Annotated in this window: 17 protein-coding genes, 1 tRNA gene and 1 pseudogene; 7 read left to right on the top strand and 12 right to left on the bottom strand. The window is 68.7% G+C overall.

Going from position 1 to position 14,313, the window contains the following annotated elements:
• Nucleotides 1–73 precede the first annotated feature (73 nt).
• Nucleotides 74–1,297: a DUF418 domain-containing protein gene (locus K8556_RS22540; RefSeq protein WP_223742132.1), complete on the top strand. Its 1,224-nt coding sequence runs from the start codon at nucleotides 74–76 to the stop codon at nucleotides 1,295–1,297.
• A 121-nt stretch (nucleotides 1,298–1,418) separates the two neighbouring features.
• Nucleotides 1,419–2,567, top strand: a complete 1,149-nt coding sequence (locus tag K8556_RS22535) for a hypothetical protein (protein ID WP_223742131.1) — start codon at nucleotides 1,419–1,421, stop codon at nucleotides 2,565–2,567.
• 10 nt (nucleotides 2,568–2,577) lie between these two features.
• On the opposite strand, the gene K8556_RS22530 is transcribed toward K8556_RS22535, so the two are convergent.
• The 7 genes from K8556_RS22530 to K8556_RS22500 all read right to left on the bottom strand — a co-directional run bounded on the left by K8556_RS22530 (nucleotide 2,578) and on the right by K8556_RS22500 (nucleotide 8,400).
• Entirely contained in the window at nucleotides 2,578–3,714 is a 1,137-nt protein-coding gene (locus tag K8556_RS22530; RefSeq protein WP_223742130.1) for an erythromycin esterase family protein, read from the bottom strand.
• A 112-nt stretch (nucleotides 3,715–3,826) separates the two neighbouring features.
• On the bottom strand, nucleotides 3,827–4,072 hold the full coding sequence (locus K8556_RS22525) for a hypothetical protein (RefSeq protein WP_223742129.1): 246 nt from the start codon (nucleotides 4,070–4,072) through the stop codon (nucleotides 3,827–3,829).
• 143 nt (nucleotides 4,073–4,215) lie between these two features.
• Nucleotides 4,216–4,989, bottom strand: coding sequence for a ferredoxin--NADP reductase (locus K8556_RS22520; RefSeq protein WP_223742128.1), 774 nt, complete (start codon nucleotides 4,987–4,989; stop codon nucleotides 4,216–4,218).
• A gap of 211 nt (nucleotides 4,990–5,200) precedes the next feature.
• Nucleotides 5,201–6,016: a sigma-70 family RNA polymerase sigma factor gene (locus K8556_RS22515; RefSeq protein WP_223742127.1), complete on the bottom strand. Its 816-nt coding sequence runs from the start codon at nucleotides 6,014–6,016 to the stop codon at nucleotides 5,201–5,203.
• A gap of 151 nt (nucleotides 6,017–6,167) precedes the next feature.
• Nucleotides 6,168–7,430: an FAD-dependent oxidoreductase gene (locus K8556_RS22510; RefSeq protein WP_370639954.1), complete on the bottom strand. Its 1,263-nt coding sequence runs from the start codon at nucleotides 7,428–7,430 to the stop codon at nucleotides 6,168–6,170.
• Between the two features lie 69 nt (nucleotides 7,431–7,499).
• Nucleotides 7,500–7,961: a DUF6691 family protein gene (locus K8556_RS22505; RefSeq protein ID WP_223742126.1), complete on the bottom strand. Its 462-nt coding sequence runs from the start codon at nucleotides 7,959–7,961 to the stop codon at nucleotides 7,500–7,502.
• 13 nt (nucleotides 7,962–7,974) lie between these two features.
• A complete protein-coding gene (locus K8556_RS22500; RefSeq protein WP_223742125.1) occupies nucleotides 7,975–8,400 on the bottom strand; it encodes a YeeE/YedE family protein in 426 nt (141 codons plus the stop codon).
• A gap of 191 nt (nucleotides 8,401–8,591) precedes the next feature.
• Between K8556_RS22500 and K8556_RS22495 the strand changes: the two genes are divergently transcribed.
• The 3 genes from K8556_RS22495 to K8556_RS22485 are packed head-to-tail and all read left to right on the top strand — an operon-like array spanning nucleotide 8,592 to nucleotide 10,472.
• Nucleotides 8,592–9,293: an MBL fold metallo-hydrolase gene (locus K8556_RS22495; RefSeq protein ID WP_223742124.1), complete on the top strand. Its 702-nt coding sequence runs from the start codon at nucleotides 8,592–8,594 to the stop codon at nucleotides 9,291–9,293.
• Nucleotide 9,294: 1 nt separating this feature from the next.
• Nucleotides 9,295–9,615 (top strand): rhodanese-like domain-containing protein, encoded by a 321-nt coding sequence (locus tag K8556_RS22490; protein WP_223742123.1) that lies wholly within the window; start codon nucleotides 9,295–9,297, stop codon nucleotides 9,613–9,615.
• Between the two features lie 29 nt (nucleotides 9,616–9,644).
• Nucleotides 9,645–10,472 carry a sulfite exporter TauE/SafE family protein gene (locus K8556_RS22485; protein ID WP_223742122.1) on the top strand — a complete coding sequence of 276 codons (828 nt, stop codon included), beginning with the start codon at nucleotides 9,645–9,647 and terminating at the stop codon, nucleotides 10,470–10,472.
• Here the strand turns inward: K8556_RS22485 and K8556_RS22480 are convergent.
• Nucleotides 10,402–10,650 (bottom strand): DUF2019 domain-containing protein, encoded by a 249-nt coding sequence (locus K8556_RS22480; RefSeq protein ID WP_255652033.1) that lies wholly within the window; start codon nucleotides 10,648–10,650, stop codon nucleotides 10,402–10,404. The genes K8556_RS22485 and K8556_RS22480 overlap by 71 nt on opposite strands.
• Here K8556_RS22480 and K8556_RS22475 point away from each other — a divergent pair.
• Entirely contained in the window at nucleotides 10,633–10,833 is a 201-nt protein-coding gene (locus K8556_RS22475; protein WP_223742170.1) for a hypothetical protein, read from the top strand. The two genes, K8556_RS22480 and K8556_RS22475, sit on opposite strands and share 18 nt — an antisense overlap.
• Here the strand turns inward: K8556_RS22475 and K8556_RS22470 are convergent.
• From K8556_RS22470 to K8556_RS22460, 4 genes and pseudogenes are all read right to left on the bottom strand, one after another.
• Complete coding sequence (locus K8556_RS22470) at nucleotides 10,827–11,411, bottom strand: imm11 family protein (RefSeq protein ID WP_223742121.1); 585 nt, start codon at nucleotides 11,409–11,411, stop codon at nucleotides 10,827–10,829. The genes K8556_RS22475 and K8556_RS22470 overlap by 7 nt on opposite strands.
• Before the next feature lies 1 nt (nucleotide 11,412).
• Nucleotides 11,413–12,162: pseudogene (locus K8556_RS22465) on the bottom strand (AHH domain-containing protein); the annotation flags it as partial.
• Complete coding sequence (locus K8556_RS39200) at nucleotides 12,163–12,297, bottom strand: hypothetical protein (RefSeq protein WP_255652030.1); 135 nt, start codon at nucleotides 12,295–12,297, stop codon at nucleotides 12,163–12,165. It lies immediately after the preceding pseudogene.
• Nucleotides 12,298–12,364: 67 nt separating this feature from the next.
• Nucleotides 12,365–12,440: transfer RNA gene (locus tag K8556_RS22460), tRNA-Thr, on the bottom strand.
• Nucleotides 12,441–12,737: 297 nt separating this feature from the next.
• Between K8556_RS22460 and K8556_RS22455 the strand changes: the two genes are divergently transcribed.
• On the top strand, nucleotides 12,738–14,288 hold the full coding sequence (locus K8556_RS22455; RefSeq protein WP_306799631.1) for a Glu/Leu/Phe/Val dehydrogenase: 1,551 nt from the start codon (nucleotides 12,738–12,740) through the stop codon (nucleotides 14,286–14,288).
• The last annotated feature ends 25 nt before the right edge of the window (nucleotides 14,289–14,313 follow it).

Genomic DNA, 14,313 nt, shown 5'->3' with positions numbered 1-14,313 from the left:
GAAAGGGCTGTCACGAAAACCAACCGTGATATCGCGCGCATGTCAGGGGCGCCCCGCAGGATGGGCGTCCCCCATGTCTCATTCATCCCAGCCCGTGTCGTCCCGGGAGCGCGTCGCCCTGGTGGATGCCCTGCGCGGCTTCGCGCTGTGTGGCGTCTTCGTCTCCAACGCCTTTCTCTGGTTCGGGGGCCGCAACCTGCTCCCGCCCGAGCAACTCCAGGCCCTGGGCTCACCGCTCCCGGAGTTGGTGACAGGCGCCCTCTTCCTCTTCTTCGTGGCGCACAAATTCCTCAACCTCTTCGGCTTCCTCTTCGGGCTGGGCTTCTCCCTCCAGTTGTCGCGAGCGGAGGCCCGAGGCGCCTCGCACGTCCCCGTCCACCTGCGGCGGATGGGGGTGCTGCTGTGCTTCGGCGCGGTGCACCTGCTGGGGCTCTGGATGGGAGACATCCTCCACCTGTACGCGCTGGCGGGAGTCCTGCTGCTGTTCTTCGCCGGGAGGTCGGACCGGACGCTGGGGTGCTGGGCCGGGGTGTCGCTGGGAGTGATGCCCTTCCTCGTGCTCGCGCTCCAGCTCTGGGGACCGGGGGCCGGGGCGGAGGTCGCGAAGGCCCACGAGACGGCGCTGCGGGCGGAGCTGCTCGCGGCGCTCTCCAGCGACTCGTTCTGGACGGCGCAGGCGGGAAACGCCCGCTACGTCTGGGAGACGTGGTTCAGCACCACCCGGGTGCCCATCTGGCTCGCGCTCATCCTCGGGCGCTTCTTGCTGGGGCTGCTGGCAGGGCGCCACCGGTTGTTGCAGGACGTGGAGCGCCACCGTCCCCTGCTCCGCCGGATGGCGTGGTGGGGCCTGGGCCTGGGAGGCCTGCTCAACGCCGGAGGCCTGCTGGCGTTCCAGTGGAGAGCCCAGGGGCTCGATCCCGCGAACCACGCCGGCCTCTTCCTCCTGATGGCGCTCCAGGAGCTGGGCTATGTGCTGCTGGGCGCCGCGTACCTCGCGGGCTTCACGCTCCTCTTCCAGCGCGAGCGCTGGCGCCGGGTGCTGACGGTGCTCGCTCCCGTGGGCCGCATGGCGCTGACGAACTACCTGATGCAGACGGTGCTGAGCCTGAGCCTCTACAACGGCTGGGGCCTGGGGCTCATCGGCCGCCTGCCGCCATCACAGTGTGTCGCCATCGCGCTGGGCGTCTTCGGGGGGCAGGTGCTGCTGAGCCACGCATGGTTGAAACACTTCCGCTTCGGCCCCGCGGAGTGGCTGTGGCGCTCACTCACCTACGGCCGGCTTCAGCCCCTGCGCTGATGCCAACGGATGAACGGTCGCACGCCCGTGGCAGCGCGGCGGGTGACAGGCCTTCGCACCTCAGCCTGGTTGTTTCGCGGACTGGCGGGAGCCACTCCCACGGCACAGCTTTGATGCGGCCATGGACGTCCCCGCCTCACTGCTCGACTTCTCGCTGGTCCAGGGCACCCTGCCGGGTCGGAGGAGCCGCCGCCGCACCCGTCCCCACCGGGCATCGCGGTCCGTGCGCATCCTCGTCCTGACGCTGGTGAGCTGGCTCCCGCTCCTCGCCTTGTCTCTCTGGGATGGAGGGCCCGAGCAGACACGCGCCTTCCTGCGCGACGTGGCGACGCAGGTCGCCTTCCTGGTGTCCCTGCCGCTGCTCGTCGCGTCGGAGCCCTATATCGACGAGCGCCTCTCGGCGGCCGTGCGCCAGTTCGTCGTCGCGGAGCTGGTCGAGCCGAAGGACCTGCCCACCTTCGAGCGGATCGCCAACAACGTGGTGCGGCTGCGGCGGAGCGTCGTCATCGAGGCCGGGCTGCTGGCCGTCTCCATCGCCGTGTCCTTCCTGGACGTGCCCCGCCTGACGAGCCGTCCCGCCTGGCTCCATGCCCAGCCCCAGGGCCCGCTCACCCTGGCCGGCTGGTGGTACCTCGCGGTGAGCATGCCGCTCCTCCGGTTCCTGCTCTTTCGTTGGCTGTGGCGGGGAGTCCTGTGGGCGAGGTTCTTGTTCAAGGTCTCCCGGCTGCCGCTCGCCCTGGTGCCCACCCATCCGGATGCGGCGGGCGGCCTGGGCTTCCTCGGGACGGTCCAGGCCAGCTTCTCCCTCATCGTCCTCGCGTTGGCCGCCACGCTCACCACGCACCGCCTGTCGCACGCCCCCAGCAATGACATCTCCGACTACGCCCTTCACCTGTTCGCCTTCGCGCTCCTCTGCCTGGTCGTGGTCTTCGCCCCGCTGCTGTCCTTCTTCCGTGTGCTGCTGAGGGCGAAGCGAAGGGGGGACCATGACTACTCCGCCGTGGCGGCCTGGCACTCGCAGCGCTTCGAGCAGCGGTGGTTCCACCAGAAGATGCCGGACGGACTGGACCCGCTGAGCGCGGAGGACTTCTCCTCGCTCACGGACCTGGGCACGTCCTTCAACGCCGCGCGCCGCATGCGCTGGTTCCCGGTGGACCTCCGGGCGGCGGTGGCCGTCGTCGCCGCGGCCATGGCGCCCATGGTGCCCCTGCTCGTCGCCGACCGGCGCTTCCTCGAGGTGTTGCTGGAGCTGGGCAAGAGCCTGCACTGACGCCACCCCGTCAGCGGGGCAGCGGGCGCGGAGGGGCCTCCTCCCGGATGATCAGCAGCCCATCCAGGACCGTCTCCCAGGAGGCCTTCATCCACACGGAGAAGTTCAGGGGACGCGCCACCCGGCGCCCGAGCTCACGGAGCTGGCGCCCATCCAGGTACCGGGTGTCCCCAGCGTGGTCCAGGAACGCCTGGCCCTCCAGCGAATCGGGCGTCGCGGGCGCGAGGACATGCGTGAGGGGGCTGGCGCCGGTGGAGTAGCTGCCGGAGCTCGCGGAGAACCCCAGCACGAAGGCCTGCTCCCCGAACCGCTCCCGCACATAGGACCCGAACGGAATCCGCTGCCGGTCGTCCGTGTCCAGGCCCCTCATGTCCTTCGCGGCGTGAAGGGTGGCGGTCCAGACGATGGCCTTCCGGGGCCGCGGCGACTGGGACAGCAGCCACTCCAGGTTCATGAACAGGGAGCGTTCACGCGCGTTGTGCTCGTTCCAGTCGAGGAGCCCGTTGGGCTGCGCCTGCGCCCGGACCTGCGCGGCGGCCGCGCGGGTGAAGTTCCGCACCAGATTGCGGGCCATCTGCAACTGCACCGGCGTCGCGGGCGCTCCGGGCCTGGAGAGCGCCGACTCCACCCCCTGCGCGCAGCCCAGGAGGACCTTCGCGGTCTCCGCCGTGTACGGGTGGGCTTCGTCATACCGCCAGGCCAGGTACCGCTCGAGCTCCCCTCCGCACGCCGCCTGCCTCGGGTCGTCGAACAGGGGGATGAGCTCACGCACCAGCGCCTTCGTCGCCCAGGTGCCCCGGTTGATCTGATCGTCGGTCCCACCGACCACCAGGGTCCCCGCGCGGAGCCGCCCGGCCAGGAAGGGAATCAGGGGCGCCATCTCCTCGCTGGCCCACATCCCGCCAATGGCTGTCGCGAGCATGTCATCGCTGACGGGCTGGCCCGCCTCCAGCAGCGCCTGGAGGTGGAGGAAGTCATAGGTGCCGGTCTCGATGAAGAAGGCGTCGTACTGGCACTCCTCCACCAGCCTGCGCGTCAGCGCCACCTTGAAGGCCGTGGTCCGGGAGTGGCCATGGTGGGACTCCTCCCCCAGCAGCGCCATCCGCTTGTCGCAAAGCTCCCGGACGATCCGGTCGGCGTCGGACACCCGCGGGGCCTCGCCCCTGGGGGCCGAGGCACAGCTCGCAAGCAAAGGAAGCAGGAGCAGCAGGTATCTCATTCGCGACCCTTCCCTCCGCTGGCCATCCGCCGGAGTGGCTTCAGAGCAGACACTTCAGGGTCGAGGGATCGCACTCGTAGCCGGAGTTGCAATACTTCAACTCGCAACACGGCTGCTTCCAGGCGCCGCAGCCCGGCTTGTTCTGGGCGGAGACGTCCTCCGAGACCGCATCCGCCGCGGGCGCCTGGACATCGGCGGAGACGTCCTCCGTCTCCGCGCCACCACAGGCCAACGCCAGGGACAGGCCCATCACGACGAAAGCACTCTTCACGACACGCATCGGCATCGGGAGCTCCTCTCGGTGAGTACCGCGCCTGCCTGCATATCGAAGGCATGCAATCCATTGCAATTCACCAAAACATCAAGTCGCAATGGGATTGAAGCCTGGGTGTAGAGCTTCACGTCGCCGTGAAGCCCTCTCCCGGCGGTTCAGCGCTCCGCGAAGGCCTTCTCGGTGACGTAGTGCCCGGCCTCTCCGGGGGTGCCCTCCCGGAAGCCGCGCTCCTCCAGCATGGTCGTGAGGTCCGAGAGCATGCCCGGGCTGCCGCAGAGCATCACGCGGTCGACCTCCGGGTTCAGCGGCGGCAGGCCCACGTCCTTGAACAGCTTCTCGCTCTGGATGAGGTCGGTGATGCGGCCCGTGTTGCGGAAGTCCTCGCGCGTGACGCTCGGGTAGTACGTGAGCTTCTGCTTCACCAGCTCCCCGAAGAACTCGTTGTGGGGCAGCTCGTGGAGGAACAGGTCGTGGTAGGCCAGCTCCTCGGCGCGGCGGCAGGTGTGCGTGAGGATGACGCGGTCGAACTGCTCGTACGTCTCCGGGTCCTTCACCAGGCTGAGGAAGGGGGCCAGGCCCGTGCCGGTGCTCAGCATGTAGAGGTTCTTGCCGGGCAGCAGGTGCTTGAGCACGAGCGTGCCGGTCGCCTTCTTGCTGACGAGGATGCTGTCGCCCTCTTTCAGGTGCTGCAGCCGCGAGGTCAGCGGCCCGCCGGGCACCTTGATGCTCAGGAACTCGAGGTGGTCGTCATAGTGGGCGCTCACCATGCTGTACGCGCGCAGCAGCGGGCGGGCCTCGACCTCCAGGCCGATCATCGTGAACTGGCCGCTGGCGAAGCGGAACCCCGGGTCCCGCGTGGTGACGAAGCTGAAGAGGGTGTCAGTCCAGTGGTGCACGCGCAGCACGGACTCCTTCATGAGACTGCTCACGGTTGTTGCTCCAGAAGAGGGCCGGCGGCGTCCAGGAACGGCCGGACGCGCCAGTCAACGGGCCATGTTGTGCGACAGATTCCCCCCTCCCTACCAGAGGAAGAAGCCCGGCGGGCAGCCTTGCGCTTATCGGCGGGTTCAGGTCTCCAGCAGCTCCGCCGGCCGGAGCTGCCCTCCCCCGCCCCCAGGACGCCCCCAGGCCGCCGGGCGGTCAGGCCTGGGCGGGCACCGCCCGTGACAGCGCCTGGCGCACCGCCGCGCGCACGGGCGCGGGCACCGCGTCACCGGGGATGCGGCGGCACAGGGACACCGTGCGCTTGAGCGAGTCACAAGCCCCGGTGCAGCGCGGGCAGCGCGACAGGTGGTCCTCCAGGCGCACGCACGTGGCCTGGTCCACCTCCTGCGCGGCGAACTCCGTCAGCTCCTGCGCCAGCTCCGGACACCCCTGCGCCTGCCCCTGGGCGCCCTCCCCCAGGAGGGTGGAGAGGTGCTCGCGCATTTGGACCCGCGCGCGGTGCAGCCGGCTCTTGAGCGCCCGCACCTCGATGCCCACCACCTGGGCGGCCTCCTCGGCCGACAGCCCCTCTACGTCCCGGAGGATGAGGGCCTCCCGGTACGCCTCCGGCAGCGCGACGATGGCCGCCTGGAGCACCTCCCCCATCTGCCGCGCATGGGAGACCATGTCCGGCGTCGCCTCCTCCGCGGCGACGTGGGTCGCGGCGGGCGAGTCGAGCGGCTGGAAGTCCTCGGGCGCCCCGACGCGCCGGCGGCGCAGGCGGAGGCAGTGCGTGCGGGCCACCTGGTACAGCCAGGTGGAGAGCTCCGCGTCGCCCCGGAACGCGTGCATGCCCCGGAAGGCCGCGAACAGCGTCTCCTGGAGCACCTCCTTCGCGTCCTCCTCCGAGCCGCACATGCGCAGGCCGAAGCGGTACACCTGCTTCTCGTGGCGGACGAGGAGCTCGTCCAGCGCCTTGTCGTCACCAGCGCGCGCGGCCTCCAGCAACTGCACATCGGTTCGCGTCGACATCCGCCCGTCACCTCCGCCTGGCTCGGCGCTACCTCCACGGCGGAGGAGCGCCCGGTCGCCAGGATGCCTTCCCAGACGTCTTCCTGGGAAGACATAGCAGCGGCCTGTCGCCAGCGCCGGAGAGACGGGCTTCTCGGTCCGGTGCCGGACGCTACGCGCGCCCGCGGAGCATGAAATCCCAGTACAGGCGCGGCAAGCCGTACTTCTTCAGCAGCCACATGTCGCGGCGCTCCACGAGCGTGTTGATGAGCGGGAGGCTGGGCGCGGGCTTGCCGTCGTAGTCGAACTCGGCGAGCAGCAGCTTCCCGTAGCCGGTCACCAGGGGGCAGGAGGCGTAGCCGTCGTACCGGGCGGTGAGCGGCTTCCCCTCCATCACCGCGAGCAGGTTCTCCACGAGCACCGGCGCCTCCGCCCGGATGGCCGCCCCCGTGCGGGACGTGGGCAGGTCGCTCGCGTCCCCGATGGCGAAGACGTTCGGATGGTCCGGGTGCTGGAGCGTGTGCTTGTCGGCCTTGAGCCACCCCGCGTTCGGGCCGTCCTTGTGGGCGAGCGGGCTCGCCTTGATGAAGTCGGGCGCGCTCTGGGGCGGCGTGACGTGCAGCATGTCGTAGCCCAGCGTCACCCGCTCCTCGCCGCCCTCCCTCTTCACCGCGAAGACCGCCTCCCGCTGGTCGGGGCGCACCTCGACCAGGTTGTGGCAGAAGTGCGTCTCGATGCCGTAGCGCTTGACCACGCCCTCGAGCACGTCCGCGAACGGCTTCACCCCGAAGATGGCCTTGCCCCCCGAGCCGAACACGACGCGCGACTTCCCGGCGAGCCCGCTGCGGCGCAGGTGGTCCGCCACCAGGTACATGATCTTCTGCGGCGCCCCCGCGCACTTCACCGGCGTGGCCGGGTGCGTGAACAGCGCCGTGCCGCCCTGGAACGCCCGCACCATCTCCCACGTCTTCGGCGCGAGCTTGAAGTCGTAGTTGCTGGAAACGAAGGGCGTCTCCAGCGCCTCGCGAAGGCCCTTCACCTTGTCCCAGTCCAGTTGGATGCCCGGGGCGACCACCAGGAAGTCATAGGACAGGCGCAGCCCGCCCCGCGTGCGCACCTCCTGCCGCACCGGATCCACCTCCTCCGCACGGTCCTGGATCCACTGCGTCCCCTTCGGGATGTAGTCGGCCTCCGGCCGCACGGTGCTCGCGATGTCCGCGGCGCCGCCGCCCACCAGCGTCCACAGCGGCTGGTAGTAGTGATGGGCCGACGGCTCGATGATCGCGACGCCGTGCACGCCCTTGCGCTTCAGCCGTGCGGCGACCGTGAGCCCCGCCGTGCCTCCACCAATGATGAGCACCCGGTGCCGCTCGGACGCGCGAGCGGGCATGAGGGAGGGCGGCTGGCCCTGGAGCTGCTCCTGGGGATTGGACACGTTCATTCTCCATGCGATGGGTCAGCCGGTATGAGCCAGGGCAGGACGAAAAGGATTCACCCTCGGGTGCTACGGAGCGGGCGTCGCGCGCACGCTTGGGGACCCCACGCTCGCACCGCGCCGCGTTTGCAGCACCTGGGCCAGGTACATGCCGGCGAACATGGCGGGCACGAAGACGAGCACCCCCGAAGCGCCGCTGGCCAGTGAGGTGAGCGCCGGACCGGGGCAGTAGCCGCCCAGCCCCCAGCCCACGCCGAAGAGGGCCGAACCCACGAGCAGCTTCCGGTCCAGCTTGCTGATGGAGAAGGTGGGGAACTTCGCGGCGAACAGGGGCCGCTCGCGCTTGTGGATGAGGGGCCGCAGCGCCGCGTGCACGGCGACGGCGCCGCCCATCACGAACGCGAGCCGGAAGTCCCAGGCGCCCGCGATGTCGAGGAAGCCGAGGACGTTGGCCGGATCCGTCATGCCGCCGAGGCCCAGGCCGAGGGCGAAGAGGAGGCCGCTGAGGAATGCACTGAGGTTGGGACGCATGAGAGGGCTTTCTTTAGAGGACGTGACGGACCAGGAAGACGGTGAGGATGCCGGTGGCCATGAAGGTGAGCGTGGCCGCGATGGAGCGGGCCGAGCCCCGGCTGACGCCGCAGACGCCGTGCCCGCTGGTGCAGCCGTTGCCCAGCCGCGAGCCGAACCCGACCAGCAGTCCGGCCACCCCCAGCAGCAGGGCGCCGCCCGTCCCCAGGGACGCGGGGGCCGGGAACGCGCCGGGGCGCACCACCACCAGCAACAGGCCCCCGGTGAGCAGGCCGGCGAGGAAGAGCACGCGCCAGGCGATGTCGCCGCGCACGGGGGCCAGCAGCGAGCCCACCACGCCGCTGATGCCAGCCACCCGGCCATTGGCCAGCAGCAGGAGGGAGGCGCTCAACCCGATGAGCGCCCCGCCGAGGAGAGGAAGGAGGATGGAGGAAGTCATGTCCCGTGAGAGCCAGGGGCCGGTGAAGAGGATTCAGCCCGGGATCCTGCCGGGGGAGGTCCGCTCAAAGCGAGGGGGCACGCCCCCGCGCGCCCGGCCGCCCCACCCGGCCTCCGCGCGCCGCATCCTGAACGGGGAAGGCCTGAATCCTTTTTCCCGTCCCCCGGCTCTCATGGACAGGAGGCGACGACATGATTTTCCGCCAGCTTTTCGACCCAGAGTCCTCGACGTACACCTATCTCCTCGGCGACGAAGCGACCCGCCAGGCCGTCCTCATCGACCCGGTGCTCGAACAGGTCGACCGGGACCTGAAGCTGGTGGGCGAGCTGGGGCTCACCCTCACGCACGTCTTCGACACCCACGTGCACGCGGACCACGTCACCGCGTCCGGCGTGCTGCGCGAGCGCACGCAGGCCACGGTGGTGGGGGGCGTGGGAGGCGCGGCCTGCGCCAACGTCCAGGCACGGCACGGGGACGAGTTGCGCGTCGGGCAGCTCGTCTTCAAGGTGCTCGCCACCCCGGGCCACACGGACGACAGCCTCAGCTATCTGCTGGGGGACCGCGTCTTCACCGGGGACGCGCTGCTCGTCCGCGGCAACGGCCGCACCGACTTCCAGAATGGAAACGCGAGCCAGCTCTACGACAGCCTCACGCGCGTCCTCTTCAGCCTGCCGGACGACACGCTCGTCTATCCCGCGCACGACTACCACGGGCACATGGCGACGAGCATCGGGGAGGAGAAGCGGCACAATCCGCGCGTGGCCGGCAAGAGCCGGGAGGAGTTCATCCACATCATGGAGAACCTCCACCTGCCCAAGCCCAAGAAGATCGACATCGCCGTCCCCGCCAACCGCGCCTGTGGCCACACGGCGCCCGCACCGCAGGGAGCCTGACATGACCGCCCTCCCCTACCAGGACCTCCCCCCTTCACGGTTGGACACGCTCGGCCCGGAGGTGCGCCGCATCGACGTGCGCGAGCCGGATGAGTACACCGGCCCGCTGGGCCACCTGCCCGGAGCGGAGCTCGTCCCGCTGGGCACGCTGGAGGCGGCGTCCGCGTCGTGGCCGCGTGAACAACCGCTGCTGCTCATCTGCCGTTCGGGCAACCGCTCCGCGAAGGCGGCGCAGGCGCTGGCCCGCGGCGGCTTCCAACACCTCTACAACCTGGCGGGCGGAATGCTCGCAGTGCGCGAGACGCTCGCGCCCCAGGGCTGAAAGCGCGCACCGCGCTGGAAACGGATCCCATGCCCATCCTCGGCTTCTCTCTCGCGGCCCTCATCGGCCTGTCGCTCGGCCTGCTCGGCGGCGGCGGCTCCATCATCACGGTCCCCATCCTGGTGTACGTCCTGGGCTTCGGGGCCAAGGAGTCCATCGCCATGGGGCTGGCCGTGGTGGGCGTCACCAGCCTCTTCGGCGCGGCGAGCCACTGGCGCCGGGGCAACGTCCAGCTCCGGTCGGCGCTCGTCTTCGGCGCGGTGGCCATGGCGGGCACCTACGCGGGCGCGCGGCTGTCCGCCTTCGTCTCGGGGACGTTTCAGTTGCTGCTCTTCGCCACGGTGATGCTGGTGGCCGCCTTCTTCATGTTCCGCAACGGCCGCAAGGAGGCGGCCCTCGCGGCGCGCCACCAGACCGCGCCCATCCCGGAGCCCCGCAAGGCGTCCTTCCCCCTGATGGCGGGGGCCGCGCTTGGAGTGGGAGGGCTCACGGGACTGGTGGGGGTGGGCGGCGGCTTCCTCATCGTCCCCGCGCTGGTGTTGCTGGTGGGGCTGCCCATGAAGCAGGCGGTGGGAACGAGCCTGCTCGTCATCGCCCTCAACTCCTTCGTGGGTTTCGCCGGCTACCTGGGCCACGTGGAGGTGCCCTGGCTCTACCTGGGAATCTTCACGGCCATCGCCGTGGCCGGGATCCTCCTGGGCACCTGGGCGTCGCACTACGTCTCGCAAGCGGCGCTCAAGCGGGCCTTCTCCGTCTTCCTCGTCGTGATGGGCGTCTTCATCTTCTTCAAGAACCGGGAGGCGCTGACGAGCCCGGGGAACGCGCACGCGGCCCAGGTCGCACCGCAAGCACGCTGAGCGGCTCCAGGCGCCCACTTCCCAGCGTTTTCAGCGCCTGCCCTGCCTCGAAGGCAAAGAATCCCTTCCGCTGCGCCACCTCCGCCAGAACAGCCTTGGCTTCAGCGGTCCGATAGCGAAGCAAGAATGAAGCAGCCGCGACCCTGACATCGGCCCGCTGATGCGTGAACAGGCTCATCAGCGCCTCACGCCCCGCATCACCCTGGGCACGAAGCTCCTTGAACGCTTGGATGGCGACCGCGCTCGAGAAGAGGTGGCCCGGCTCCGTGAAGCCCTGACCGACGTGCTGCTGGAGGCCGAGGGGCGACACGACATCATCGCTCGAATCGCCACCTCGGCACTCAGCCTCGACCGTCAGTGAGGCTCGTGCGGTCCGGTCACACGCTCGAACGAAACACCCAGGTTCCCGACTGCTTCGAGGGCGTTCTTGACCTTCTCCGAGACAATGAACGCCGTCTTGAACTTCTTCAACCGGAAGACATGGGCGCCTTCGGTCTTCGCGGGGTCGATTCGCAGCCCGTAGATCCAACGGTACTGACCCGCGAACTCAGGGAAGGTGCCTTCGCGGTAGTGCTGCACTTCCTCGCACTGCGCTTCGTCCATGGCATCAACCACCTTGGTTGCGTTGACGACGAAGTATCGTTCGGGCTCTCCCTCTAGCGTCACCGGGAAAAGCTGGACGTCATCTGGAGCCAGTGTCCTGAAGACGTTAGCAATGGCTTCGCTGACGATGGGGGCTTTCTCGATCACGGAGAAGACAAACACCCGCTTGACGCCTGGATGTGAGATTTGGGTCTTGAGAGGACCGGGGTCTGTCAGGACACGACCATCCGCAAACATCCACGGCTCATCAAAGGCCTCGCCAGAGCCTCGTGTCGGCGTATCAATGAGCCACTGGGGCACAGCGCCCATCTCAACCCAATAAAATTGACGCTCCACCTCACTCTCCCCCCTTCACAACAAGACGTCGTAGCGGAGAACCGTGCGTCGTCAGCTCGGCGGAAATTCTTGCTAGCTCTTCCTTCAGATTGGCCTGACAAGCCTCAATTGTCCGGCAGCGGCCGACGGCATCCTGTAGCCGACTCAAGACCTTCTTGTGATACAACTCGGGATGAGGCCCCTCGTGCCCGTTGAGCCGCACCTTGTTCGCGGCATCATCAAGGCTCATCCCCGCCTTCTTGAAGATGCGCTCACACAGCGGCGTCCAAGGGCCGCCTGTGGAAGCCGAAACCAGGTTCTTGTTCGTACAGATGTGATGAACCGGGCCCTCCGAGTCGCCCTGAATACCGCTCGAGTACATCGCGACGGCAGCGGTTGCTCCCGGAGCCAGCGTCACGTTCAGCACTCCAGCCGCGGGCATCGAGATGGACGACACCCCACCATTCAGCGCCGTCCCGAGCTGGAATCCCGCCTCGGCTTGTCCTCTGAACACAGCCTGGGGGAAGCCCGGGAGCCGGGGCCCCTGGGCCGCCATCGCGTTCTTCCCGCCCAGGGCCGCCGTGACGAGCAGCACCAGGACACGCGTGCCGTTTGTACCCAACACCTTTCCGAAACGGTGACCGATGTCCCGCAACTCGATGACGCTCGTTGCCCTCTCAGCGTCGTCCCACAGCCGCACGAAGCCCCGGCCCATCTCCCAGACCGGCACCACTCCGAGGTAGGCCAGCAGCATTGCCGCGCTGAGCCCCACCTAGCTCAGGGGTGGCGTCGCGAGTCTCGCAAGGACCCGCTCCGCCTCCGCGGAGGAGAAACCCAGCGTGGACGTCGCTGCCCAGAACCAGAACAGCACCAGCACCAGCACCAGCACCAGCCATGGCAGCCGCATGCGGAACTCCGGAGCGCGGAAAACGAAAAAGGCCGGCTGCCACGAGGGCAACCGGCCTTTTTCTTCTTGGAGCCGACATCCGGATTTGAACCGGAGACCTACTGATTACGAATCAGTTGCTCTACCAACTGAGCTATGTCGGCGCACCGAAGGCGGCGCGTAAGTACCATCCGCATCCGGACCCGGCAAGGAGTTTTTCCGCGCCCTTTCAAGCGCCCTCCTCCACGCCCGCTTCTATCCCCCAGAAGCCCTGACATTCATGACACAGCGCATCTGTTGGGGTGACACACCGCGTCGGCTAAGCCCGCGACTTTTCTCCCTAATTTGGAGAAATGGCCTGGCGCCAGACTGGTTGAATCCCCGTGGCGCCTGTGCTCATAAGGGCGCCGCTTTCCCCAGTGGCCCCCATCCGGGTGGGCCCTCAAGGAGCACGTTCCATCATGGCCAGCGAAGAGACTTTCATGCGCGCCCCGGCCCCTACGCCCAAGCGCACCATCTACACGGAGGCGATGGAGATCTTCCACTTCGCGGCGGATCTCATCGGCCTGGACAAGCGGGTGCGTCTGGAGCTCGAAGAGCCCGACTACGAGCACATCTTCTACGTCACCGCGAAGCTCAAGGACCGGCTCGTGCCGCTGTCCCAGGACGCGGCGAAGTCCTTCGCCGACCTGTCCGTCACGCAGGTGCGCAACCCCGAAGGCCTGGAGCGCCTGGCCAACGGCAACATCATCCTGAACGGCCGCGCCCTGCTGGGCTCCGACGTCGCCATCCGCCACGGCCACCTGCGCCTGCCGGACGGGCTGGTGTACCAGTTGGTCCCCGGTGAGTCGCAGCGCTTCAAGGCCTACCGCGTCCAGCACAACCAGGCCCGTGGCCCCTACAAGGGCGGCCTGCGCTACCACCGCGAGGTGTCCCTGGACCTCTTCAAGGCGCTCGCCGCGGAGATGACCTGGAAGACCGCCATCGCGGAGGTCCCCTTCGGCGGCGGCAAGGGCGGCATCCAGTTGGATCCCCGCGAGTACGGCCGCGAGGAGATCGAGGCCATCACCCTGCGCTTCATGTACCGGCTCAAGAGCCTCATCGGGCCGAACATCGACATCCCGGCGCCGGACGTGGGCACCAACCCGGAGATCATGGCGCTGCTGTACCGCCAGTTCTCCGACGGTGAGCGCGAGCGCCACAACCTGCGCGGCATCGTCACCGGCAAGGACGTGCGCATCGGCGGCTCGGAAGGCCGCGGCAAGGCCACCGGCCAGGGCGTCGCGTTCTGCATCGAGGACTACTACGCCGACCGCGGCGAGAGCGTGAAGGGCAAGACCTTCGTCATCCAGGGCTTCGGCAACGTGGGCAGCCACGCCGCCATCATCCTGGGGAACATGGGCGCGCGCCTGCTCGCGGTGAACGACGCCGACGGCTCCATCTTCAACGGCGACGGCATCGACGTGAACGCGCTGGCCGCCTACGTGGCGGACCCCAAGAACCTCAAGCGCTCCGTCGTGGGCTTCCCCGGCGCCCAGCGCATCGAGAAGAAGGACCTCTGGGACGTGCAGGCGGACATCCTCGTCCCCGCCGCCCTGGGCGGTGAGATCACCGCGGACGTCGCGGAGCGCCTCAAGGTCAAGCTCATCGCGGAGGGCGCCAACGGCCCCACCACCCCGGAGGCCGACCGCGTCCTGCAGAAGCGCGGCATCGAGCTCATCCCGGACATCATCGCCAACGCCGGCGGCGTGACGGTGTCCTACTACGAGTGGATCCAGAACAAGCGCATGGAGCGCTGGAGCGAGGCCGAGGTCGATCAGCGCCTCGAGCGCGCCATGAAGCGCAACTACCGCATCATCCGGGACATCTCGCGCAACCAGCCGCGCAAGACGGAGATGCACGACAGCCGCCCGTACTGCATCGGGAAGACGGTGGACAGCCGCTGCGCCGCGATGATCCTCGCGCTCAAGCGCATCGAGGCCCACTACCTCCTCGAGGGCTTCTCGCAGTAACCGGCGTCACCGGTTCCGCGCGTCG

Source organism: Corallococcus sp. AS-1-12, from assembly GCF_020036995.1.
In the GTDB taxonomy this organism is placed as follows: Bacteria; Myxococcota; Myxococcia; order Myxococcales; family Myxococcaceae; genus Corallococcus.
Note: the sequence above shows the minus strand (reverse complement) of the source record. Positions and strands in the feature narration are given on the sequence as shown.

What these genes read in the sequence shown, in the direction of transcription:
- K8556_RS22515 (WP_223742127.1), bottom strand. Translation starts at nt 6,016, where the DNA reads ATGTCGACGCGAACCGATGTGCAGTTGCTGGAGGCCGCGCGCGCTGGT.
- K8556_RS22455 (WP_306799631.1), top strand. Translation starts at nt 12,738, where the DNA reads ATGGCCAGCGAAGAGACTTTCATGCGCGCCCCGGCCCCTACGCCCAAG.
- K8556_RS22495 (WP_223742124.1), top strand. Translation starts at nt 8,592, where the DNA reads ATGATTTTCCGCCAGCTTTTCGACCCAGAGTCCTCGACGTACACCTAT.
- K8556_RS22475 (WP_223742170.1), top strand. Translation starts at nt 10,633, where the DNA reads ATGCGTGAACAGGCTCATCAGCGCCTCACGCCCCGCATCACCCTGGGC.
- K8556_RS22525 (WP_223742129.1), bottom strand. Translation starts at nt 4,072, where the DNA reads ATGCCGATGCGTGTCGTGAAGAGTGCTTTCGTCGTGATGGGCCTGTCC.
- K8556_RS39200 (WP_255652030.1), bottom strand. Translation starts at nt 12,297, where the DNA reads ATGCGGCTGCCATGGCTGGTGCTGGTGCTGGTGCTGGTGCTGTTCTGG.
- K8556_RS22500 (WP_223742125.1), bottom strand. Translation starts at nt 8,400, where the DNA reads ATGACTTCCTCCATCCTCCTTCCTCTCCTCGGCGGGGCGCTCATCGGG.
- K8556_RS22535 (WP_223742131.1), top strand. Translation starts at nt 1,419, where the DNA reads ATGGACGTCCCCGCCTCACTGCTCGACTTCTCGCTGGTCCAGGGCACC.
- K8556_RS22540 (WP_223742132.1), top strand. Translation starts at nt 74, where the DNA reads ATGTCTCATTCATCCCAGCCCGTGTCGTCCCGGGAGCGCGTCGCCCTG.
- K8556_RS22480 (WP_255652033.1), bottom strand. Translation starts at nt 10,650, where the DNA reads ATGAGCCTGTTCACGCATCAGCGGGCCGATGTCAGGGTCGCGGCTGCT.
- K8556_RS22505 (WP_223742126.1), bottom strand. Translation starts at nt 7,961, where the DNA reads ATGCGTCCCAACCTCAGTGCATTCCTCAGCGGCCTCCTCTTCGCCCTC.
- K8556_RS22485 (WP_223742122.1), top strand. Translation starts at nt 9,645, where the DNA reads ATGCCCATCCTCGGCTTCTCTCTCGCGGCCCTCATCGGCCTGTCGCTC.
- K8556_RS22490 (WP_223742123.1), top strand. Translation starts at nt 9,295, where the DNA reads ATGACCGCCCTCCCCTACCAGGACCTCCCCCCTTCACGGTTGGACACG.